The sequence below is a fragment of the Gordonia polyisoprenivorans NBRC 16320 = JCM 10675 genome (genome assembly GCF_000241325.1).
Classification (GTDB): domain Bacteria; phylum Actinomycetota; class Actinomycetes; order Mycobacteriales; family Mycobacteriaceae; genus Gordonia; species Gordonia polyisoprenivorans.
Genome location: NZ_BAEI01000057.1, coordinates 146024 through 170788, shown reverse-complemented (window position 1 = coordinate 170788; position 24765 = coordinate 146024). Strand labels below are relative to the sequence as shown.

Annotated in this window: 1 protein-coding gene (running past both ends of the window); it reads left to right on the top strand. The window is 69.5% G+C overall.

All 24765 nt of this window come from inside a single coding sequence — locus GOPIP_RS14495, non-ribosomal peptide synthase/polyketide synthase (protein WP_006370453.1), on the top strand. Of the gene's 40287 coding nucleotides, 15068 precede the window and 454 follow it; the stretch shown corresponds to coding positions 15069–39833 (codon 5023, partial, through codon 13278, partial); the first complete codon in view begins at position 2. The start codon and the stop codon both lie outside this window.

Below are 24765 nucleotides of genomic sequence, written 5' to 3'. Positions count from 1 at the left end.
CGAATCCGACTGTGGTGACGACTATTCCGCGATCGCCGATCACGAGCGTCGTGCCCCGCTGCGCGGCACCAACGCCGCCTACACTCTCTTCACCTCCGGCTCCACCGGCACCCCCAAGGGTGTGACGGTGTCCCACGACGCGATCGCCAATCGACTCGAGTGGATGCAGGACCTGTACCTGTTGACCGCCGCCGACGTGGTGCTGCAGAAGACGCCATACACCTTCGACGTGTCGGTATGGGAATTGGTGTGGCCGTTGCTCCACGGGGCGCCATTGGTGCTCGCCGAGCCGGGCCGACACGGCGACGCCGACCACCTCGCGGCGCTCATCACCGAGCACGCCGTCACCGTCACCCACTTCGTCCCGTCGATGTTGTCGGCGTTCCTCGATGCCCTCGGCACCCGCGTCGGATACCTGACGTCGCTGCGGCTGGTCTTCACCTCGGGTGAGGCCCTCGGCGCGGCGTCCGCCCACACCCTGCTGACCCTGCTCGACCGAGTCGAACTCCACAACCTCTACGGGCCCACCGAGGCTGCCGTCGACGTCACCGAACATCGGGTTCGGTTGACCGACACCGTGATCCCCATCGGCCACCCCGTCGCCGGAACCACCACCCACGTACTCGACGATCGACTCCACCCGGTACCGCCGAAGGTGGTCGGGGAGTTGTATCTCGGTGGGGTGCAGGTGGCCCGGGGATATGCCGGACGCCCCGAGTTGAGCGCGGAACGTTTTGTCGCCGACCCGTTCGGACCAGCCGGTGCCCGTCTGTACCGCACCGGTGACCGGGTGGTGTGGAACGCCGATGGCGAACTCGAATACCTGGGCCGCACCGACTTCCAGGTCAAGCTGCGCGGTCAGCGCCTCGAACTCGGCGAGATCGAGGCCGTCCTCGTTGGCGTACCGGGCGTTGTCCACGCTGCCGTCACGGTGGCGCACACCGCTGCGGGGGAACAACTCGTCGCCTATCTCGCACCCCGCAACGCCGACCTCGCCGCCGCGCAGTCCGCGGTACGCGCCGCCCTGCCCGAGTACATGCGGCCCACCACCTGGATGGTGCTCGAACAGATGCCGCTCGGCAGTGCGGGCAAGGTCGATCGTCGCGCGCTGCCGCAGCCGCAGGCGCACACCGCCGAGTACGTCGCACCCACCTCCGACCGCGAGATGGTCGCGGCGCAGGTATTCGCCGATGTCCTCGGCGTCGAGCGCGTCGGCCTGGCCGACTCCTTCTTCGACGTCGGCGGCAACTCGCTGGCAGCGATGCGGGTGGCCGCGCGCCTCGGTGAGGCACTGGGGGTCGAGGTGTCGGTCCGCGACGTCTTCGACACCCCCGTCCTCGGTGATCTCGTTGCGGCGCTCAGTGATCGGCCGGCCGGTCTGTCGAAGCTCCGCCCGGTGACACCCCGCCCGGACGTGATTCCGCTGTCGTTTGCACAGCAGCGCATCTGGTTCATCAACCAGTTCGACGTCACCTCACCCGCCTACAACATCCCGGTCGTGCTGCGTCTCTCCGGTCCGCTCGACGTCACGGCGCTGCACGCAGCCGTCGTCGATGTCGTGATCCGCCACGAGATCCTGCGCACCACCTTTGAATCCGTTTCCGGGGGAGCGCCGGAGCAGATCATCCACCCGGCGGAGTCGGTGGAACACACACTGGACTTCGCCGTGGTTGGCGCGGCAGCGCACCTCGAGGACGCGGTGCGGTCCGGGTTCGACGTGACCCGGCAGTGGCCGATCCGGGTGCGGATCGCCGCCACCGGCCCCGACGAACACCTCATGGCACTGGTCCTCCACCACATCGCCGCCGACGGGGAATCGTTGTCGCCGTTGCTCGGTGACCTGATCGCGGCCTACTCGATCAACGGGGACGGCTCCGCCGTCGGGGTCAACGGGGACGGCTCCGCCGTCGGGACACGTCCCGCGCTGCCGGTGCAGTTCGCCGACGTCGCCCTCTGGCAACGCGATGCGTTGGGTGCGGTCGACGACCCCGATTCGGTACTCGGACGCCAACTGGCCTACTGGTCCGAGCACCTTGCGGGTCTACCCGAGGTACTCGACCTACCCGCCGATCGTGCGCGTCCGGCGATCGCGAGCCAGCGTGGCGCACGCCTGGGCTTCGAGGTCCCGGCGCCGGTGGCCGAACGGATCGCCGCAGTCGCGCAGCGTCACAACGCCACCGCGTTCGTGGTCGTGCACGCCGCTCTTGCCGCACTCATGGCGCGACTGACCGCGACCGACGACATCGCGGTGGCCACTCCCATCGCCGGTCGCGGTGACCGTCTGCTCGACGATCTCGTCGGGATGTTCGTCAACACCCTTGTCCTGCGCACCCGGGTGGACGTGCACACCGCTTTGGCCGATCTCCTCGAGCAGGTGCGCGGTACCGACCTCGACGCCTTCGCCCATGCCGACGTGCCCTTCGAGGCGGTCGTCGAAGCGCTCGCCCCGACCCGGTCGGAAGCGTTCGCGCCGCTGGCCCAGGTGATGGTGACCCTCGACGGGGGAGCGGTCCCCGAACTCGCCGCGGCATCGGTCGCCGGGACCGCCGATCTCCGGGTGGAATCTGTTGTTCCCGAGGAGGTTCCGGCCAAGCTGGACCTCACCGTCGGGTTGTCCACCGACGAGCCCGGGCGATCCTGGGCGGGCACGCTGATCTATGCCACCGATCTGTTCGACGAGGCCACGATGGTCGTCTTCGCCGAGCGGTTCGTCCGCCTCCTCGATGCCCTGACCGCTGATCCGTCGCTGCCCATCGCCGATGCCGACTGGATCGGCGGCGACGAGGTGGCCCACGCGCTGGCACTCTCGGCGGGCCCGGTTGTGGCGTACGAGGCCCAGACCGTCGCCGATGCGATCGTCACCCAGATCCTCGCCACCCCCACTGCGGTCGCGGTGCAGATGGCGGACCGGTCGACGACTTACGGCGAGTTCGGGATTCGGGTCAGCGAGCTGGCTCGCCGGCTCATCGCCACCGGCGTCGGACCGGGTGTGGCGGTGGGCATTGCCATCGACCGGTCGGTCGAGATGCTCGTCGCCATCCACGCGGTCGTCGCCGCAGGTGCACAGTACGTGCCGATCGACACCGCAGCCCCTGCGGAGCGGGTCGCCAGTATGGTCGACACGGCCCGTGTCGCACTGATTCTCGTCGGAGCGCAGGTTCCGCCCGCGGTCGGTGCGCTCGGCGACGAGGTGTCGACGATCGTCGTCGACACGGCCACCATGCTGGATCCGGACGCGACCTTCACACCGATCACCGACGCCGAGCGACTGCGCCCCCTGCGCACCGACGACGCCCTCTACACCCTGTTCACCTCCGGATCGACCGGGCGTCCCAAGGGTGTGACCGTCTCGCATCGTGCGGTGTACAACCGACTGCGCTGGGGGCTCGACGCCTTCGCGTGGTCGGCAGGCGATCGAATCCTCCAGAAGACGCCCTACACCTTCGACGTCTCGGTGCCGGAGCTGTTCGCGCCGTTGATGTCCGGGGCGACGGTGGTTGTGGCCGAGCCGGGCGGACACGCCGACCCCGTTTACATCGCGGATCTGATCGAGTCGGCCGCGGTGACCTCCGTGCACTTCGTGCCGTCGATGCTGTCGGTGTTCCTCGACGTCGTCGAGCAATCCCAACTGGCCCGATTGACCAGTCTGCGTTGGGTGTTCGCCTCCGGTGAGGCGCTGCCCGCCGCGACCGTGGCCCGGTTGCACCGGGCCATGCCGTGGGTGGAGATCCACAATCTGTTCGGCCCGACCGAAGCCGCGGTCGAGGTGACCGGGGCCGACGTCACCGCGGCGCCCGATGTCATCACCATCGGCACACCCGTGCCGAACACCACTGCCCTGGTGCTCGACGCACGTCTGCGTCCGGTGCCGGCCGGCGTCCCGGGCGAGCTGTATCTCGGTGGCGTGCAGATCGCCGACGGCTACGCACGTGCCGCGGTGCTCACCGCCGAACGCTTTGTCGCCGACCCCTACGGTGCCGCGGGTGCACGGCTGTATCGCACGGGTGATCTCGTGCGCCGCAACGCCTCCGGTGCGATCGAGTACCTCGGCCGCACCGACTTTCAGGTGAAGTTGCGCGGGCAACGCATCGAGCTCGGCGAGATCGAGTCGGTCCTCGTGTCGGCTCCCGGTGTCGTGCATGCTGCGGCTGCGGTGGCCGTCGCGCCGACCGGTGCGCAACACCTGGTGGCCTATCTGTCGCCGGCCTCGGTGGATGTCGGTGACGTGCGTGCGCGCATCGCTGCGGCGCTGCCGGAATACATGCGGCCCACGGTCTGGATGACCGTCGACGAACTCGCCCTCAACAGCGCGGGCAAGCTCGACCGTCGGGCCCTGCCCACCCCGGACTTCGGTGGCACCGAGAACGAGTACGTCGCACCCGAAGGGCCGGTCGAGGAGCAACTCGCCGCCGTCATCGGGGCACTGCTCGGTGTCGAACGAATAAGCGCGACCGAGTCGTTCTTCGCCCTCGGCGGCGACTCGATCATGTCGATCCAGCTGGCCTCGGCGGCACGCGCCGGTGGGCTGACGTTGAGCCCACGCGACATCTTCGAGCATCGAACCGTGCGCGCGATGGCCCGGGCCCTGTCGGCGCAGCGGACCGCCCTGCCCGACCTCACCGACCCCGCCGGTGGCAATCGCGGCGAGGTGCCGATCCCGCCGGTCGTGTCATGGATGCTCGAACTGTCCGACACCCCTGACGATTTCGCCGATTTCTCTCAGTCGATGGTGCTCGCCGCGCCTGCCGGCCTGACCGTCGACGACCTGGCTGAACTCCTCGCCGAACTCCTGGCCGTCCACCCGGCGCTGGCGACGCGCCTCGACGTCGTCGACGGCGGTGCGCGGATGACGGTCGGCGTCGACGTGGACTTGCGCACGACGGTCACCGAGACCTCGGTGCCCTCGACCGTCGGCAGCGACGAGTACGCGACCGCGCTCCGCGAGGCACACGCGAGTGCGTCGGCGTCCCTGGACCCGGGTGCCGGTGTCACGCTGGCCGCCCGACTGGTCCACGATCGTGACGGCAATGCCCGCATCGTGCTGGTGCTGCACCACCTTTCGGTCGACGCCGTCTCGTGGCCGATCCTGATCGAAGATCTGGTCACCGCCTGGTCCCAGCGCGCCGGCCGGCGGCCCGTCGAACTGCGCGCCGAGGCCACCTCCGAACGCGGGTGGTACCACCGTCTGGCGCAGTCATCGGCCGACCGCACCGACGAACTCGACCACTGGCTGCAACGTCTCGGACGGGCGACCACGCCGCTCGGCGCGAGCATCGACCGTTCGCGTGACCGGGCTCAAACCACCGTGTCGGTCACCATGGCCGTCGACGCCTCGCTCACCGAGCCACTCGTGACCGACGTCCCTGCGGCGTTGCGGGGCAACGTCAACGACGTCCTGCTCGGTGCGCTCGCACGTGCGGTGCGCTCATGGCAGGTGGCACGCGAGATCCTCGACGAGCAGCCGGTCACCGTTCTCGTCGAGGGCCACGGACGTCAGGAAGAACTGGTGGCCTCCGGTGCCGACCCACGCCGCGCGGACCTGTCACGGACCGTCGGCTGGTTCACCACGATCTCCCCGCTGGCACTCGATCCCGCCGACGGCGTCGTGCACGCAGTGAAGGCGGCGAAGGAAGAGCGTCTCGGACAACCGGATTCGGGAGCCGGATTCGGCTGGTTGCGGTATGGGCCCCACGGCACCCGAACCGACACCGAGCTCGCTCGTCGGCCGCTGCCGGCGATCGGCTTCAACTACTTCGGCGCCAGCGGCCGCGCCGACGACTCTGCCGGCACGGCCGCACCATTCGCGCCCACCGCGGACGTGCGCGGGCTGGGATCGTCGGCATCGGGGGCGATGGTGGTGCTCAACGCACTCACCGTCAACGTGGGGACGGAGTCGACGCCGCAGGGCCGGAACCTGGTCGCCGACATCGCGTTCCCGGCGGGCATGTTCGACGCCGCCGACATCGACGACCTCGCCGGGCGGTGGCGCTCCGAGCTCGCCGCGCTGGTCGAGACGGTCACCCGCGGTGACGATCTGGGTCACAGCCCGTCGGACGTCCCCGGATCCGGGGTCACCCAGCACGATCTCGACGCCCTGGCGCATCAGTACCCCGGTGCGGACGTGTGGCCGCTGACGCCCCTCCAACGAGGGCTGTACTTCGAGTCCGAGCGTGCCGGCAGCGGAGCCGACACCATCGATGTCTACGTCACCCAGGCCGTGGTGTCGCTCGGCGCGGTCGACCTCGAGCGGCTCCGCCGGGCGGCGCAACGCCTGTTCGACGAACATCGCGTGTTGCGCAGCGGTTATGTCCGCACTGCGAGTGGTGCGGTGGTGGCGGCCGTCCCGGCGACGGTCGAGGTTCCTTGGCACGTCGTCGATCTCGACGGTTCCGCCGACGGCGTGGCCGCCGAGGTGCGCGCGCTCGCGGACGCCGAACGCATCGCCCGGTTCGACCTCTCGTCGCCGCCTCTGGTGCGCTTCACGGTCGTCCGTCACCGCGATGGCGCCGAGGTGATCATCACCAACCATCACCTGCTTCTCGATGGCTGGTCGGGCCCACTGGTCCTGGCCGACCTACTTGCGCTGTACGCCACCGGAACCTCGTACACCGGTCGAACACGCAGCGGCGAAGCCGATTTCGCGACACACCTGATGCGTGTGGCCCGCGCCGACGTCGGGGAGGGACTCGAAGCCTGGCGTTCGGTACTCGCACCGGTGGAGGGCGCCACCCTGGTGGCCCCGGGTATCGAGGCGACCGCTGCGGCTGCACCGCACACACATTCGGTCACGCTGGACGACCACACCACCACCGCACTCGAGGATCTCGCCCGCTCGCGCGGCGTGACGATCTCCACCGTCATGCAATTCGCCTGGGCGGTACTGCTGTCGCGCCTGACCGGGCAACGCGTGGTCGCCTTCGGTGAGACGGTCTCGGGTCGTCCGGCCGATCTCGACGGTGTGGAGACGATGGTCGGCTTGTTCATCAACACGCTGCCCGCCGTTGTCGACGTCGATCCCGATGCCACCATCGGTGACGCCTTGTCGCGGCTACAGGCTGCGAAGGTCTCCGTGCTCGATCATCAGCACCTGGGGTTGCCCGATCTCGTTGCCCTCACCGGGGTGTCGGGTGCCTTGTTCGACACCCTCACCGTGCACGAGTCCTATCCGATCGACACCGCGTCCCTGGAGTCGACATCGCGTGGCTCGGCCACCGGCGAGCTGGATCTGCGGGCCATCGACAGCCGCGACTCGACGCACTATCCGCTCAATCTCGCCACCATGCCCGACGGCGAACGGATGCGGATACGGCTCTCCTACCTTCCGACGGCGTTCGACGCCGCGCAGGTCGAGGTGTTCGCCGAGATCGTGACCATGGTGCTGCGGACGCTGATCTCGGCGCCCGACACCTTCATCGGAGATATTGATCTGCTCGGTCGTGACACCGCGATACGAATCGGCGAGTGGTCGCAGGGCCAGGCCGTCGAGGTTCCGGAGGACTCGGTCACCGACCTGCTGGCGCGCCGGGTCGAGGTCTCCGGGGACGAGGTGGCCGTCGACGTCGACGGCACCCTGGTCACCTATCGTGAGCTCGGGGCGATGGCCACTCACCTCGCCAGGGAGCTCATCGCCGCGGGCGTCGGTCCGGATACTGCTGTCGGCGTGTGCATCCCACGCTCGTTGGACATGCTCGTGGCCTTCCACGCCGTCCTCGCCGCCGGTGGACAATTCGTCCCGATCGGCACCTCTGCGCCGACCGAACGAGTCCGCTACATGGTCGAGACCGCCGATGTGCGGATCATTCTCATCGGGCCGGGCGTGTTGCCCGCAGGCGTCACCGGTCTCGGCGACAAGCGGCGACTCGTCGTCGATGTGGCCGGCAGAGATACGGCGGCCGGTCATCGTCCACTGCACACAAGCGAGCGCCGGGGCACGGTCCGTCCCGACTGTGCCGCGTACACGATCTTCACCTCAGGTTCCACCGGCCGCCCGAAGGGCGTGACAGTGTCGCGGCGGGCACTCAGTGCGCATCTGGCGTTCGATCAGAACCACTTCGGCTACCGCTCCGACGACGTCTTCCTGCAACTGCTGGAGTACACCTTCGATCCGGTCGTACTCGAGTTGCTCAGCCCCGTGGTCTGCGGCGGACGCCTGGTGATGATGCAACCCGACGAGCATCGCGATCCGGTCAAGGTCGCCCGTCGGCTCACCGCCCACCGCATCACCTCCGCGCGTGTGGTCCCGTCGATGCTCGCGGCCCTGACCGAAGTGATCGAACCGACGCAACTGTCCCAACTGACCGCGCTGCGCAACCTGATCACCGGCGGCGAAGCACTCAATCCGTCAGTGGCAGACGAGGTCCGGCGCCTCCTGCCGCACTCGGTCCTGTACAACCAATACGGCCCGACCGAGACGACGATCAATGCCACCGCGTTCCGAGTCGATCGGTCCGCACGGACGGTGCCGATCGGGACGCCGGTCTGGAACACGATCGGCCACGTCCTCGATGCGCGCCTGAGGGCCGTGCCCCCCGGGCTGCCCGGCGAACTGTATCTGGGCGGGGTCCAGGTGGCGCGCGGTTACAGCGCGCGCCCGGGTCTGTCCGCGGAGCGTTTCGTCGCAGACCCGTTCGGTGAGGCAGGCGCACGGTTGTATCGCACTGGTGATCTGGTGCGCTGGAACAGCTCCGGTGAGCTGGAATACCTGGGTCGCACCGACTTCCAGGTGAAGTTGCGAGGACAGCGCATTGAACTCGGCGAGATCGAAGCGGTTCTGACCGCTGCCCCGGGGGTCATCCACGCGGTGGCAGCCGTGGTGAGCGGTGCTGCGGGGGAACGGCTGGTGGCCTACCTCGCACCGGACACCGTCGATGTCTCCGCCGTCAAGGCGGTGGCAGCGGCCGCCCTGCCGGACTACATGCGGCCGACCGCGTGGGTGGCGATGGCGGAGATGCCGCTCAACGCATCCGGCAAGATCGCCCGGCGCGAACTGCCCGCTCCCGAGCGCGACGCCGCAGTGGCCGTCACACCGGCAACCCCGGCCGAACACGTTGTCGCCGAGGTGTTCGGCTCTGTGCTCGGCGTCGACACCGTGAGCGTCGTGGAGTCGTTCTTCGATCTCGGCGGCAACTCGCTCTCGGCCACCCGTCTGGCCGCGCGGGTGGGGCTCGCCATGGACGTGGAGATCTCGGTCCGCGACATCTTCGATGCCCCGTCGGTTCGCGAACTCGTGCAACTGATCTCGGGTCGATCCGCAGGTCTTCCGCCGGTCACAGCGGTCACTCCGCGGCCGGAAATGGTCCCGCTGTCCTTTGCCCAGCAACGGATCTGGTTCATCAACCGATTCGACCCGGGTACCGCGATGCACAACATCCCGGCGGTCCTGCGGCTGTCCGGCGATCTCGATGCGGCGGCGCTGCACGCGGCAGTGGTGGATGTGGTCACCCGACATGAGGTGCTGCACACGCGATTCCCCGATGTCGACGGAGTGCCTGCGCAGCAGATCGATCCGGCCGACTCGGTGGCCGACCGTCTGGACTGGCAGGTGGTGGACTCGCAGGAGCGCGTTGCGGCTGCGGTCACCGCGGGCTTCGACGTCACCGTCGACTGGCCGATCCGGGTGCGGTTGTGGCCCGTCTCGGCAACCGAACACATCCTTGCGATCGTCTTCCACCACATCGGTGCCGACGGAGAGTCGTTGGCACCCTTCGTCTCCGACCTGGTGACCGCGTACGTCGCACGCTCGGCCCACACCGAACCCGACTTCGCGCCGCTGCAGGTCCAGTTCGCCGATTTCGCGCTCTGGCAGCACACCGTGCTCGGTTCCACCGACGACCCGGAGTCGGTGGTCGGACGACAGTTGGCGTATTGGGCCGACCAACTCGCCGGACTCCCGGACGTTCTCGAGCTTCCCGCCGACCGGACACGACCGGCGGTCGCCTCCGGGCGCGGCGGCCACGTGGCACACCCGATGCCCGCCGAACTGGGCTCCGCGATCTCCGCGGCCGCACAACGGCACGGGGTCACACCGTTCATGGTGGTGCACGCCGCGCTGGCGGTGTTGCTCTCGCGACTGTCGGGAACCGATGACATCGCGGTCGGCACGCCGATCGCCGGGCGTGGTCAAGCGGTGCTCGACCCACTGGTCGGCATGTTCGTCAACACGCTGGTGCTGCGTACCCGCATCGATCCCGCGCAGGGCTTCGATGACCTGCTCGCGACGGTGCGTACCACCGACCTCGACGCCTTCGCGCACGCCGACATCCCGTTCGAGACCTTGGTCGACGAGCTGAATCCGGTGCGTTCCGAGGCTTTCTCGCCTCTCACCCAGGTCATCTTCTCGTTCGATCCGGCAGCCTCGGCCATTGACGCGCTCGGTGATGCGGGTGGTCTGACAGTCACTGCCGTCGACGACGTGAGTGTGGCGGCCCAAACCGATCTCTACGTCACCGTCGCCTCCCGTCCGGACGGGCAGGAGTGGGGTCTGTCGGTCACGTATGCGACCGACCTGTTCGACGAGTCGAGGATCGACGCGCTCGCGGCGCGGTTCATCGCACTGCTGCAGCAACTCTGCACCACGCCGTCCGTGGCCGTCGGGGACACCTCGCTGCTCGACCCCGCGCAGACCGCCCGCATCGCCGATGGCGAATGGGGGGCGCGAGTCGACCTGCCGGCGCCGGCAACCGTGTCTGACGCCCTTGCCGCACAGGTGAGCCGAACCCCGGCCGCCCGCGCCCTGGTCTTCGGCGAGCGCGAGGTCACCTACGCCGAGTTCGGTGCGCGCGTCAACACGCTCGCGCGTGAGCTGATCGCGACCGGAGTCGGTCCGGACGTGGCTGTGGGGCTGTGCATCCCGCGTTCGGTGGAGATGATGGTGGCCATCCACGCGGTGGTGACCGCCGGTGGACAGTACGTGCCGATCGACGTCAACGCGCCCGCCGAACGGGTGCGGTACATGCTCGACACCGCCGGTGCCGCAGCCCTGCTCGTCGCAGACACCGGAGCCGCCGCAGCCGCGGTCGGGGCCGCGGTCGACGCCGGTGTTCGCATCCTCCGGGTCGACTCGAGCACCGCCGTCGACGTGAACTCGGCAGCGGCGCGACCGGTCACCGACGCCGATCGCCCGACGGTACTTCTCGGTGACGCCGCCGCCTACACCCTGTTCACCTCCGGCTCCACCGGACGCCCCAAGGGGGTCACGCTCTCGCACACCGCGGTGCTCAACCGGTTGTGGTGGGGCCTGGACACCCTCCCGATCGACGCCGGTGACGTGGTGCTGCAGAAGACGCCGTACACCTTCGACTGCTCGGTCCCGGAACTGTTCGCGCCGTTGATGACCGGTGCCACGCTGGTCGTGCTGGCCGACGGCGGGCATCTCGATCCCGGCTACGTGGCCGACGAGATCCGCCGCACTCGCGCCACCATGGTGCACTTCGTGCCGTCGATGCTCTCGGTGTTCCTCGAGATCCTCGGCTCCGGCCCACACCGCGAGGAGCGGCTCGCCGGCCTCGATTCGGTGCGGATCGTCTCGGCGACCGGTGAGGCCCTGCCGCCGGCCGTCGCGGCGCAGGCTCGTGCGTTGTGGCCCGAGGCCTTGTTCTTCAACCTGTACGGTCCCACCGAGGCCGCCGTCGAGATCACCTACGAGCAGATCGGCGACGTCGCCGCCGACGATCCGACCGTCCCGATCGGTGTGCCGGTGTGGAATTCGTCCGCGGTGGTGCTCGACTCGCGGTTGCATCGTGTACCCGACGGTGTGCCCGGTGAGCTGTATCTCGGTGGCGTGCAACTCGCGCGCGGGTACGCCGCGCGGCCGGATCTGTCTGCCGAACGCTTCGTCGCCGACCCGTACGGTGCGCCGGGAGCCCGTCTCTATCGCACCGGTGATCTGGTGCGACGCCGCCCGGATGGAGTGTTGGAGTATCTGGGCCGCACCGACTTCCAGGTCAAGCTCCGCGGGCAGCGCATCGAGCTCGGCGAGATCGAATCGGTCATCGCCTCGGCCCCGGGTGTGGTGCACGCGGCCGCAACCGTCGCCTCCGTCCCCGGCGGTGGTGAGCATCTCGTCGGCTATGTCTCCGCCGCCCCCGGGGAGACCGTCGATCTCGATGCGGTGCGCGCCGTGGTCGCCGAGTCGCTCCCGGAGTACATGCGGCCGACCGTGTGGATGCCGGTCGCCGACATCGCGCTCAACACCGCAGGCAAGATCGACCGGCGAGCCCTGCCGGAACCGGTATTCGAGGCCGGTGACTACGTGGCACCCGTCGGTGAGGCGGAGACCCGCGTCGCCGAGGTGTTCGCCGACATCCTCGGAGTCGAGCAGATCAGTGTCACCGACAGCTTCTTCGACCTCGGCGGCAACTCGCTGTCGGCGATGCGCCTGGCGGCCCGGGCCGCCGACGCGTTGGGCACAGATGTCGGCGTCCGCGATCTCTTCGATGCGCCCTCGGTGCGCGCGCTCGTCGCGGCCACCGCGGGCAACGGTGACACTCGCCCGCCGATCACCGCGGTATCGCCTCGCCCGGAACGGATTCCGCTGGCATTCGCGCAGCAGCGCATGTGGTATGTCAATCAACTCGACACGACCTCTGCGGCGTACAACATCCCGATCGTGTTGCGCCTGACCGGTCCGCTCGACGTCGACGCGCTCCATGCCGCCGTCGTCGACGTGGTCACCCGTCACGAGGTGCTGCGAACCACCTTCCCGGCCGAATCCGGTGTGCCGTACCAGAAGATCGGCCGTCCGTCCGCCGTCGCGGCGAAACTCGACTGGGCAGAAGTTGATTCGGTCGCCGATGTCCAGGCCGCGGTGGCCGAGGGCTTCGACGTCGCCACGCAGTGGCCGATCCGGGTGCGCGTCGCACGGATCGGTGCCGACGAGCACGTCCTCGCCGTCGTCACCCATCACATCGCCTCCGACGGCGAGTCGGTGGCCCCGCTGGTCTCCGATCTGGTGACCGCATACCTCGCCGAGACCGCGGACACCGATCCGCAGTTCGCCGACCTCGAGGTGCAGTTCGCCGATGTCGCGCTCTGGCAGCACGACGTGCTGGGATCGCCGGATGATCCCGAATCTGTTGTCGGGCAACAGATTGCGTACTGGCGGGACAAGCTGTCCGGACTGTCCGACGTCATCGACATCCCCACCGATCGGCCACGTCCGCCCCGTGCGAGCGGCCGCGGTGCGCGGGTGCCGTTCACACTGCCGGCCGCGACCGGGGACAAGGTCCGCGCGGCCGCCGCCGAGTACGGCACCACGCCGTTCATGGTGGTCCACGCCGCCCTGTCGTTGTTGCTGTCCCGGCTCGCGGGCAGCGACGACATCGCCATCGGCACCCCGATCGCCGGACGCGGACAGGCCGTGCTCGATCCGCTCGTCGGCATGTTCGTCAACACCTTGGTGCTGCGCACGCGGGTCGACGCCGACCACGGATTCGCCGACCTGCTGGCCGCGATCAAGGACACCGATCTGGAGGCCTTCGCGCACGCCGACGCCCCGTTCGAGGCGGTCGTCGACGCCTCCGACGCGGTGCGGTCCGAGGCGTTCGCGCCGTTCACCCAGGTGTGGTTCACCTTCGATCAGACCGCCCTGCCGGAATTGGCGGGCGCCGACCTGTCTATCGGTGAGATCGCCGGTCTGCGTGTCGAACCGATTGCCACCGACGTCGTTCCCGCCCGGGTGGATCTCCTGGTGAGCGTCTCCCCGACAGCAGGGGATACGGCAGGGTCCGACTGGCCGGGCTCGGTGCTCTACGCCACCGATCTGTTCGACGAGTCGACGGTCTCCGCGTTCACCGGGCGTCTCGTCGACGTCCTCGACGAGGCATTGAGTGATCCCGCCGCACCAGTGGGCCGGATCGCGGTCGGCCGTGAACCGTCGGTGGCCGAGCTCGCCCGGACCGCCGAGGCCGCACGCGCCTCGGCACCCGAGCCGGTGGCGATCGCAGACTCCGACGCCGTGGTGACCGGGGGAGCGGGTACCGCACCGAAACTCCTGCGCGACATCGTCATCGATGCCGCCGAGACCTGGGGGCCACGCCAGGCCGTGGTCGACGCCGGCAACGCCTCGTTGACCTACCGAGAACTCGACGAGCGTTCGAATCGGTTGGCGCGCTGGCTGCTCGACCGTGGCATCGGGCCCGAGAAGCTCGTGGCACTGGCGATCGGGCGCTCGGTGGATCTGCTGGTCTCGATCTGGGCGGTCGCCAAGACCGGCGGCGGCTACGTGCCGATCGACCCGGACTATCCCGCCGAGCGCGTCGCGAACATGGTGGAGGACTCCGGTGCGATCCTCGGCCTCACCGCGGGCGCCACCGAGGTACTGCCCGGTGCGGCATTCGACTGGGTGCGCCTCGACGACCCGGCGGTCGCCGAGGAGATCGCGGCCGCTGACGGTGCCGCGGTCACCGCCGCGGACCTCCACGGTGAGGTCCGGATCGACAACGTCGCCTACGTCATCTACACCTCCGGCTCCACCGGCAGGCCCAAGGGTGTCGCGGTGACCCATTCGGGTCTCGCGAATTTCGCCGCGGAGGAGATCCGCCGGTCGAATGCCGACGAGTACTCGCGGGTGCTGGGATTCGCCTCCCCGAGCTTCGATGCCTCGGTGCTCGAATATCTGTTGGCCGCGGTATCCGGTGGTGTGCTCATCTACCGTCCGGCCGAGGCCGTCGGCGGTCCGGCGCTGCAGGATCTCCTGATGCGTCAGGCCATCACGCACACCTTCCTCACCCCGACGGTGCTCGCCACCGTCGACCCGCACTCGGTGCCCGCGTTGCGCGTGGTCTACGCCGGCGGCGAGGCGGTCCCGACGGCGTTGAAGGATGCGTGGGCGCCGCTGCGTCGTATCCAGAATCTGTACGGGCCCACCGAAACCACCATCGGCGTGACCATCAGCGCGCCGATGTCGGTCGGTGAACCGGTCACCCTCGGCGGCCCGCTCGCCGGCGTCGGACTGATGGTGCTCGACGCCCACCTGCGCCCGGCGCCGCTCGGTGTGGCGGGCGAACTGTACGTCTGCGGACTTCCGCTCTCCCGCGGCTACCTCGACCGTCCCGGCCTGACCGCCGACCGCTTCGTCGCCAATCCGCATGGGCGGCCGGGAGACCGGATGTACCGCACCGGCGATGTCGTCCGCTGGCGGGCCGACGCCACCGGCGTACCGGTGCTCGAATACTCCGGGCGCAGCGACGATCAGGTCAAACTGCGCGGGCTCCGCATCGAGCTCGGCGAGATCGAGTCGGCGCTCTCCACGCACCCCGCGGTGCATTCGGCGGTCGTCGTCGGCGTCGGCGGTTCGGTGGCCACCGCACTGGCCGGCTACGTCGTCGCCGACCCCGGGTCCGTGAGCGTCGCCGATCTGAAAACACATGTCGCGCAGTCACTCCCGGCGCACATGGTGCCTGCAACAATCACCTTCCTCGAGGCACTCCCGCTGACGCCGGTCGGCAAACTGGACAAGGCCGCGCTACCGGAGCCGGTGATCGAGGCGGTCGAGATCGTCGCACCGGCATCCGCGGCGGAGCGTGCTGTCGCCGACGTCTTCGCCGAGATCCTCGGGATCGACGAGATCAGCGTCGTCGAGTCCTTCTTCGACCTCGGCGGGAATTCGTTGTCGGCGGCACGGCTGGTCGCCCGGGTCGGTGAAGCACTGGGGGTCGAGACCTCGATCCGCGATCTGTTCGACACACCGACGGTGCGCACCCTCGCCGCCGCGGTGGCCGGCCGGGCGTCGGGTCTGCCGCCGGTGACCGCGACCGTCCCACGCCCCGAACGCATCCCGCTCTCGTTCGCACAGCAGCGGATGTGGTTCATCAACCAGTTCGATCCGTCGCTGCCCACCTACAACATCCCGACCGTGTTCCGGGTGACCGGCCGGCTCGACGTCGCGGCATTGCGTGCGGCGCTGGCTGATGTGGTCACCCGCCACGAGGTGCTGCGCACCACCTTCGTCGCCGACGGCGAGAGTGCCTCGGCATTTATCCACCCCGTTGCCGCGATCGACGACGAAGTGGACTGGGCGGTGGTCGATTCCGCCGACGACATCGAGGCCGCGGTCACCACCGGCTTCGACGTCGCGGCCGAACTCCCGATCCGTGGCCGGGTACTGCGCATCGGCGACGACGAGCACATCGTGGCGCTCGTCGTGCATCACATCGCCGCCGACGGCGAGTCGATGCAGCCGCTGGTCGGCGACCTCATGACGGCATATTTGGCCCGCAGTGGCGGTGGCGCACCGGATTTCGAGCCGCTGGAGGTGCAGTTCGCCGATTACGCCCTGTGGCAGCATCGCGAACTCGGCGACCGTAACGATCCGTCGTCGGTGGTCGCCCGTCAGCTCGCCTACTGGACCGACGCCCTGGCCGACGTCCCCGACGTCATCGACCTGCCCGCCGATCGCCCCCGGCCCATGGCGGCCACCCAGCGTGGCGGACGTGTCACCGGTGCGGTGCCCGCGGCGGTCGGGGACCGAATCCGGGCGATCGCCGCCGAACGTGGACTCACCCCGTTCATGGTGGTCCACGCCGCACTCTCGGTGTTGTTGTCGCGGTTGTCGGCCGGTGACGACATCCCCGTCGCCACACCGATCGCCGGCCGCGGCCAGCGTGCACTCGACCCGCTCGTCGGCATGTTCGTCAACACGCTGGTGCTCCGGGCGCGGGTGACACCCGACATGGCTTTCGACGAGCTGCTCGATCAGGTCCGCGAATCCGACCTCGAGGCGTTCGCCCATGCCGACGTGCCATTCGAGATGATCGTCGACGCGGTCAACCCCGTCCGCTCGGAAGCCTTCGCGCCGCTCGCGCAGGTCATGCTGACACTCGATCAGTCGACGCTGCCCGAGTTCGCGGCCGCACCGACCGCGACCGGCATCGCCGACCTGACCATCACCCCGGTCAGCCCGGCCGATCCGCCGGCCAAACTCGATCTGACCGTGAGTGTCTCGGTGGCCGATCACGGCGCCGACTGGCCGATCGAGGCCGTCTTCGCCCGCGACCTCTTCGACGATGCGCGCATCGACGCAATGCTCGACGCCTTTGTCGCGCTGCTGGACTCGCTGACCGCCGACCCTGCCATCGCCGTCGCCGACGCACCGATCCTGTCCGCCGCCGAGACCGACGCGCTGCTGCAGCGGGCGACCGGTGCGGCGGTGCGCATCCCGGCCGGCTCGGTCGCCGATGCAGTCGCCGCGCGCGTCAGTGCCGCGCCCGACGATGTGGCGCTGTCGCTGCGCGACCGAACGGTGACCTTCGGCGAGTTCGGCGCGCGGGTGGCGTCGCTGGCACGGACACTGCGCGCAGCAGACGTGGGCCCCGAGGTGGCGGTCGGTGTGTGCATCGATCGCTCGATCGAGATGGTCGTCGCGATCCATGCAGTCGTCGCCGCCGGCGGCCAGTACGTACCGATCGACACCGCCGCGCCGGCCGAACGTCTGCGCCACATGGTCGACACCGCCGGTGTCCGTGTGCTGCTCACCGGCCCGCGTCCGGTGGCCGCCGATCTCGACGCCCTCGCCGGTGTCGTCACGTCGATGGTGGTGGACACCACCGTCGCGGTCGACGAGTCGACCGCACCGTTCACCGATGCCGAGCGACTCCGCCCGATCCGCGGTGACGATGCGCTCTACACACTGTTCACCTCCGGCTCCACCGGACGTCCCAAGGGCGTCACCGTCTCCCACGCGTCGGTGCTCAACCGGCTGCGTTGGGGCTTGTCGGAATATCCGTGGACCGTCGGCGACCGCATCATCCAGAAAACCCCGTACACCTTCGACGTCTCGGTGCCGGAGCTGTTCGGACCGGTCATCGCCGGCGCGCAGATGGTGATCGCCGACGCCGGCGGTCACGCCGATCCTCTCTACATCGCCGATCTGATCGCTGCGACGCGCGCAACCTCGGTGCACTTCGTGCCGTCGATGCTCGCGGTGTTCCTCGATGTGGTTCCGTCCGAACAGTTCTCGGAGCTGACCTCGCTGCGCTGGCTGTTCGCCTCCGGTGAGGCACTGCCGCCCGCGGTGACCGTACGAGCCCATCAGTTGCTGCCCGACGTCGCGATCGTCAACCTGTTCGGCCCGACGGAGGCGGCCGTCGAGGTGGCCTACGCCGATGTCACCCACGCCGATCGGATCGTGCCCATCGGGGTGCCGGTGTGGAACACCACCACACTCGTGCTCGACGCCCGGCTGCGCCCGGTACCCGTCGGCGTGCCCGGCGAGCTGTATCTCGGCGGCACCCAGGTCGCCCGCGGCTATGCCGGAGCTCCCGCGCTGACCGCCGAACGCTTCGTGGCCGACCCCTTCGGGGCGCCCGGCGCCCGCGTGTACCGCACCGGAGACCTGGTGCGCTGGAACACCTCCGGGGAGATCGAATACCTGGGCCGCACCGACTTCCAGGTGAAGTTGCGGGGCCAGCGCATTGAACTCGGCGAGATCGAATCGGTCATCGCGACGGTGCCCGGGGTGGTCCACACCGCGGCCACCGTCGCCGAATCCGACACCGGCGGCGCACATCTGGTGGCATACGTGTCGCCGTCGACGGTGGATCTCGATGCCGCTCGCGCCGCCGTGGCCGCCGCACTGCCCGAGTACATGCGACCCACGGTGTGGATGCCACTCGACGACGTCGTGCTGGGCAGCGCAGGTAAGCTCGACCGCAAGGCCCTGCCCGCACCCGATTTCGATTTCGCGACAGCACAGTACGTGGCGCCGGCGAATGCGGTCGAGGAAACCCTCGCCGCGATCGTCGCCGGTCTCCTCGGACTGCCGCGGGTGTCGGTCACCGACTCGTTCTTCACCCTCGGCGGCGACTCGATCATGTCGATCCGGCTCGCGTCGGCGGTCCGCGCGACGGGCCTGTCGCTCTCGCCACGCGACATCTTTGAACACCGCACCGTGCGCGCGATGGCGCGCGCCGCGCTCGACAGCGCGACCACGCTGCCGATGCTGCCCGAGACCGGTGCCCGCGGCCCCGTCACACCACCGGCGGTGGTGTCGTGGATGATCGAACATTCCACGCAGCCTGCGGATTTCCGTGACTTCTCGCAGTCGCGGGTGCTGTACCTGCCCGCCGACGCCACCGCGTCGTCGGTCGCGGCTCTGCTCGCGCGGGTGGTGGACACCCACCCGATGCTCACGGCCTCACTGGTGCCCACCGACGACGGCTGGACGCTCACCGCCGGTGCGGACGTCAACATCGCAGCCGCGGTCGGCGCCCGGCGATCCGGCTCGGCGGTCGGCACCGACGGATTCACCGCCGATCTGCACACCGCGTTCGCCGACGCATCAGCGCGCCTCGACCCCAACACCGGTGCACTCGTCGCCGCCGAACTCGTCGTCGACCCGGCCGGAGCGGGCCGCCTCGTCCTGGTGATCCATCATCTCGGCGTCGATGCGGTGTCGTGGCCGATCCTGCTGGAAGATCTCGTCACCGCCTGGGGACAGGCCCAGTCCGGCGACATCGGGCTCGCCCTGCGACCGGAGGTCACCTCGGCACGCACTTGGGCGGATGCGGTTGCCGCCCAAGCCGAACGCCGCATGTCGGAGGAGGGCTACTGGCTCGATCGGCTGCCGGCCCGCGCCACCGATCTCGGCGCCGAGGTCGTGGCCGGCCGCGACCGGTTCGCCACCGAGGTGTCGGTCACCGAGATCCTCGACCCGTCGACCTCGGAGGCCGTCCTGACCTCCGTACCGCACGCCTTCGGTGGGGGCGCGGGCGACGTCCTGCTCGGTGCGCTCGCCCGCGCCGTGCGCGGATGGCAGCACGCACGCGGCATCGACGACCGAGGTCCGGTGTCGGTGCTCGTGGAGGGTCACGGACGCAACGAGGACATCGTCGCCTCGGGACCGCACCCGTACGACACTGACCTGTCACGCACCGTCGGATGGTTCACGACGATCGCGCCCGTGCGCCTCGACCCGTCGGTCGACGCGATCCACGCGGTCAAGGCGGCCAAGGAAGAACGCCTGTCGATCCCCGACGCAGGCGTCGGCTTCGGGCTGTTGCGGTACGCGAACCCCGATCCCCACAGTGAGCTCACCACCCGCCCGCTGCCGAGTATCGGATTCAACTTCTTCGGCGCCGGCCGCGCAGCCGGCGGCACCGGTGGCGCCGACGCCGAAGCGCCACAGGAGATCCCGTTCACCCCCGCCGGGGACGCACCCGGATTCGCCGCGTCGGCGACCGGTGCGATGGTGGCGCTCAACGCACTCAGTGTCACCGTGGCCACCCGGACCGGTACGCGCGGACGGGAACTGGTCACCTCGCTGACCTACCCGTCGGCGCTCTTCACCGCCGCCGACGTCGCCGATCTCGGAGCGCGTTTCAGCGCCGAACTCCGGGCGCTCGCCGGGGTCGTGGCCGGCGGTGCACCGATCGGAGCGAGCCCGTCCGACATTCCCGGCACCACCATCAGCCAGGACGAACTCGACACGCTCGCCGTGCGTTTCCCCGGCGCCGACGTGTGGCCGCTCACGCCACTGCAACAGGGCCTGTACTTCCAGTCGGAGATGGCCACCGGGGGCGACGGCGTCGATGTCTATGTGACACAGGCGGTTCTCGAGCTCGGCGGCGAGATCGACGCGGAGCGGTTGCATGCCGCGGCGGCCGCACTGCTCGCGCACCATCGGGTGCTGCGCAGCGGATATGTCCGCACCGATGCCGGTGCGGTCGTCGCAGTCGTTCCCGAGGCCGTCGATATCCCGTGGCGTGAAATCGATCTGGACGGAGGGTCGCACGAGGTGGCCGACTCCGTCTCCGAGATCGCCGCGGCCGAGAAGCTCGCGCCGTTTGCCCTCGACGCCCCACCGTTGATCCGGTTCGTGCTGATCCGCCACGGCGAGACGGCATCGCTGATCGTCACCAACCACCACATCCTGCTCGACGGCTGGTCGGGGCCGCTCGTCCTGGCCGACCTACTCGCGCTCTACGCCGGACGCGGCATGTTCACCTCCGCGCTCGCGCACCGGGATTCGGATGCCGAACCGACCAGCGGTGCAGTGGCGGCCGACTTCGGTACGCACGTCCGCCGGCTCGCCGCGCGCGACGACTCGACAGGTCTGGACACCTGGCGCCGGGTGCTCGCCCCGCTCACCGAACCGACACTGGTGGCGCCGCAGAACGACGACGACATCTCGACCCCGCCGCGCGATCACACCGAACATCTCGGCGCCGAATTGTCCACCGCGCTCGACACACTCGCCCGCGACCTCGGGGTCACCGTGAGCACGGTGCTGCAGTTCGCGTGGTCGGTGCTGCTCTCGCGGCTCACCGGCAACCGGGTCGTCGGATTCGGTGAAACCGTGTCCGGTCGGCCCGCCGATCTCGACGGCGTCGAATCGATGGTGGGGCTGTTCATCAACACGCTGCCCGTCGTCGTCGATGTCGATCCCGGTTCGGCGGCGGCCGAGGTGCTGCGGCGCCTGCAGCAGGACAAGATCGCCGTGCTCGATCACCAGCATCTCGGGCTACCGGAGATCACCGCGACCACCGGGCTGCCGGTACTGTTCGACACGCTGACCGTGTACGAGTCGTTCCCGGTGGCAAGCGAGTCGCTGTCGACCGCCGACGCCGCCCTGACCGGTGGTCTGCAGATCCTCGGCATCGACGCCGGCGACTCGACGCACTATCCGCTCAACCTGTCGGCGACACCCTCGGCCGAGGGTGTGGCGATCACGCTCAAGTACCTGCCCGCCGTCTTCGACGCCGCGCAGATCGAACGATTCGCCGCCGCGGTGCGCACGATCCTCGCAACGATCGCGAGTGCGCCCGACATCGCCTGCGGAGACCTGCAATTGGTACCCGTCGAGACCCGCCGGTCACTGACCCCGGTCAGCGGCGGCCCGGCCGCCGCGCCACGGCATCTGCGTGAGGTCTTCGCCGAGGTCGCCGCCGCGCACCCGGACACCCCCGCGGTGACCGACGCCGACGGCCGATCGCTGACCTACCGTGACCTCGACACCCGCTCGGCCGCGATCGCCCGCGGGCTGCGGGCTCGCGGCATCGGGACCGACACGATCGTCGCTGTGGCGCTCGGGCGCCGCGTCGACCGTCTGGCGACACTGTGGGCGATCACTCGACTCGGTGCCGCCTACTTGTCCATCGACCCCGGATACCCGGCCGACCGCATCGCGCACATGATCACCGATTCGGGTGTGCGCGTGGGCATCTGCTCTCCCGGCGAGGAACTACCCGCACCCGGCGGACTCGACTGGCTGACCGTCGACGACCTCGTCGCAGGCTCGCACGAACACGGGACTGTCGAACCAGGGACCGGCGAACCGGATACGGGCCTCGACGTTCCCGGTGGTGCGGACAACCTCGACGCCGTCGCCTACGTCATCTACACCTCCGGCTCGACCGGCGTGCCCAAGGGTGTCTCGGTCACCTACCGCGGCGCGCACAACTTCGCCGTCGCCGAGGTCGATCGTTTGGGCGTCACCGCGGGCGACCGTGTGCTGGGCTTCGCGTCGGCCAGTTTCGACGCCTCCGTGCTGGAATGGCTGCTCGCGTCGGTCGCGGGTGCGACTCTGGTCTATCGACCCGACGACGTGCTCGGCGGCGCGCAGCTGACTGAGTTCCTTCGCGCGCAACAGCTTTCGCACGTGTTCCTGACCCCGGCGGTCCTCGCGACCGTCGATCCCGACGCCGACCTGCCGGATCTGCGCGTCCTGATCGCCGGTGGCGAGGCGGTCTCGCAGGCGCTCGTGGCGGGCTGGTCGGGCCGGGTGGCCTTCCACAACGCGTACGGGCCGACCGAGGCATCGGTGGCGGTGGCGATCAGCGCCGCACTCGATCCCGCTGCGCCGGTCCACATCGGCGGACCCATCGCCGGCGCCGGACTCCTGGTACTCGACGACCGTCTGCACCCGGTCCCGATCGGTGTGCCCGGCGAGCTGTACGTGACCGGAACCCCGCTCGCCCGTGGCTATCTGCGGCGCCCCGGGCTGACCGCCGAACGGTTCGTCGCCGACCCGTACGCGCCGGGCGAGCGGATGTATCGCACCGGCGACGTCGTCCGGTGGGTAGCTGCCAGGTCCGGACCCTCCGGCACCGGCTCGTCCGACACCGGCTCGTCCGACACCGGACGGCTGGTGATCGAGTACGTCGGACGCAGTGACGACCAGATCAAGTTGCGTGGCCTGCGCATCGAACTCGGCGAGATCGAGACGGCACTGACGGCGCATCCCGCGATCGACGCCGCCGTCGTGATCGGGGTCGGCGGATCAGTCGCGACCGCACTCGCCGCCTACGTCGTGACCTCGGGTGACGGCGGCGCCGCAGCCGAATCGGTGACACCGGCCGACCTCACTGAGTTCCTCGGCCGGCGACTGCCCGCGCACATGGTGCCCGCGGCTGTCACCGTCCTCGACCACCTGCCGCTCACGCCTGCGGGCAAGGTCGACAAACGTGCACTACCCGACCCCGTGCTCGACGCCGGTGAGCACGTCGGCCCCGCATCGGCCGCCGAGGCCGCAGTGGTGGCGTGCTTCGCCGAGATCCTCGGCGTGAACACCGTGTCGGTCACCGCGGATTTCTTTGCCCTGGGCGGCAATTCGCTCACCGCCACCCGACTCGCAGCACGCGTCGGTGATGCGCTCGACGCCGACCTCGGTGTGCGCGACGTATTCGAGGCATCGACCCCGCGGGCACTGGCCCGGGTGGCCGCGGGCCGCGCCGGTGCACTCGCGCCGGTCCGGGCCGTCGTCCCGCGACCCGAGCCCGTCCCGCTGTCCTTCGCTCAGAGCCGCGTGTGGTTCTTGAACCGCCTGCAGCCGGACTCGGTCGCCTACAACATCCCGGTCGGGTTGCGCATCAGCGGGCCCCTGGATCCCGATGCACTGGCGCTTGCGGTGCGCGATGTCGTTGCGCGTCACGAGATCCTGCGAACCACATTCCCGACGATCGACGGCGAACCGGTGCAGTGGGTACACGGCCCCGACGACGTTCTCGCCCGCCTCGACTGGGCGGTGGTCGCCGACGAGACACAGATGTACGAGGCCGCGGCCACCGGCTTCGACGTCACTGCGCGACCGCCGTTCCGGGTCCGGCTGTGGCACGCCGGCGACGACGACTGGGTACTGCTCGCGGTCATCCACCACATCGTCGGCGACGGCGAATCGATGCGGCCCTTGATCGCGGACATGATCACCGCCTATCGAGCCCGGGTGGCCGGCGAGGACCCCGAATTCGCGCCACTGCCGGTGCAATTCGCCGACTACGCACTGTGGCAACACCGCGAACTCGGCTCCGCCGATGACCCGAAGACCGTCGTCGGACGTCAGCTCACCTACTGGCGAGAGCAGTTGCGCGGGCTCCCCGACGTTCTCGACCTGCCCGCGAAGAATCCGCGGCCCGCGGTCGCCTCGCAGGCCGGTGCGCTCTTCGAGTTCGAGATCCCCGGCCCGATCGCCGACCGTGTGTCGGGTCTGGCGCGCGACCGTGGCGTCACCCCGTTCATGGTGATCCACGCGGCACTCGCGGTGCTTCTCGCACGGCTCTCGGCGACCGATGACATCGCGATCGCCACCCCGATCGCCGGCCGTGGCCAGGCCGAACTCGACGGACTGATCGGCATGTTCGTCAACACGCTCGTCCTGCGGACCGTCGTCGATCCCGCGACGGGATTCGCGGAGTTGCTCGACGATGTCCGGGGAGTCGACCTCGAAGCGTTCGCGCACGCCGACATCCCGTTCGAGACCGTCGTCGACGCCGTCGATCCGGTGCGCTCACAAGCATTCTCACCGCTGGCGCAGGTGCTGCTGACCCTGGCGCA